The following is a 1582-nucleotide window of genomic DNA, read 5'->3' as shown; positions in this document are numbered from 1 at the left end:
GTCATCACCTGACGACCTTTACTATGTTACCACCTTTTCACTTTCATGTCAATAATTTTTTTAATACTTTTTTAATGTTTTTAACATTTTATTAATATTAAAATTTATTGAAGTGGTTTGCCTCAAAGACATATGTCTTAGCGACGTGTTTTATAATATCATGTTTTATAAATTCAAATTCTGCTTATTATTCCAAATTATAAAATTATATTTATATAAATGTAATTTTCTCGCTATATCTTAATATATATATTACCGATACACAAGGTCAAGTTGTCTTGTACAATATAAATCTATACTATATCTAAAGCTCTTTAAATACCTCTATTTTAATATATTCAAAGAAACTTTTTTATATTTTCTAAAACTACTTTTTAAATTTCTACAATATTATTAATTGAATCATTATGCTATTTAATCATTAGAAATTTTAGACAATATATAATTTATAAAGATATGCCTTAAAAGAAAAATATTATTTATTAAAATATCATATATTAAAAAAGTCATCACTTTTAGTGATTTATTTCTTTAAACAAGCTGCACTTGATAGAAATGCTGATATTAGGGCTTATCGGTAGATGATGAAGAAACAATTAGAACTAAAAATATGTTAGTATATAGTACAATTCCTTTTATAGATGCAAAGATTAAAAACTATAAAGAAAATATAGACACATCTGTACAATTCAGACTTATGATAAATTCAGTTGTGGTATATAATATGTATATAAGATGACACATATCGTAAAATTAGGATTATAATATAATTTTTTTGTATTAAAGGAGGATGTGGCTTGTTAGAAATAAATAAAGCAAACATTGATGATGCTAAGTTAATTACTGACATAAAAATAAAAGCATACAATAAAGAAATTAATACTTATTTAGGAAGGAATGGAGGTCCTTCAGGATATAATGAAGTTGCCTCTCAAATTGATATTATCAAAAACTTTATTGCTTATAAAATTGAATTAGATAATCAAATTATAGGCGCATTGTTTCTTATCCCTTTGGAAGGTAATAAGATGAGATTTGAAGATTTTGTAATAGAACCATCATTTCAAGGAAAAGGCTATGGTTATAGAGTAATGGAATTGATTGAAAGAACATATCCAGATATTAATGAATGGCAACTTTCTACACCCATATTTAGCGTAGGTAATCAACATTTATATAAAAAATTTGGTTATACAGAGGTTTTAAGAAATGAAGATGAAATTGAATATATAAAGAAAATAGAATTATAATCGATTCTATTTAATTATCTATTAGTAGAAAGTCAAAGTTTGAACTTAAACTTTGACTTTCTGTTTTTAGTGCGTATATATCAACAAATATCCTCTGTCCCAAAATTCTATCTTGTCATATTTATATTTCATATTTTTAATTTACATTGAAGATATTATTTTTTGTACCCATAGTTAAAAGCTTTTTTCAAGCATATTAGGAATCTGTGGTACTATAAATGCAAAAAAAATCTAGCATATTTATACTAGATCTTTTTGGTGGCTCGAGCAGGAATCGAACCAGCGACACGAGGATTTTCAGTCCTCTGCTCTACCGACTGAGCTATCGAGCC

At 25.3% G+C, this 1582-nt stretch carries 2 protein-coding genes and 1 tRNA gene; 2 read left to right on the top strand and 1 reads right to left on the bottom strand.

The features are described 5' to 3' along the window. The first annotated feature begins 610 nt into the window (after positions 1–610). Complete coding sequence (locus tag BUB01_RS23895) at positions 611–739, top strand: hypothetical protein (RefSeq protein ID WP_278337168.1); 129 nt, start codon at positions 611–613, stop codon at positions 737–739. Positions 740–797: 58 nt separating this feature from the next. After that, positions 798–1250: a GNAT family N-acetyltransferase gene (locus BUB01_RS22605; protein ID WP_072993981.1), complete on the top strand. Its 453-nt coding sequence runs from the start codon at positions 798–800 to the stop codon at positions 1248–1250. A 256-nt stretch (positions 1251–1506) separates the two neighbouring features. Here BUB01_RS22605 and BUB01_RS22600 read toward each other — a convergent pair. Then, positions 1507–1582, bottom strand: a tRNA-Phe gene (locus tag BUB01_RS22600).

The organism is Clostridium cavendishii DSM 21758, assembly GCF_900141845.1.
GTDB lineage: Bacteria > Bacillota > Clostridia > Clostridiales > Clostridiaceae > Clostridium_AG > Clostridium_AG cavendishii.
This window is presented reverse-complemented; position numbering and strand designations above follow the sequence as displayed.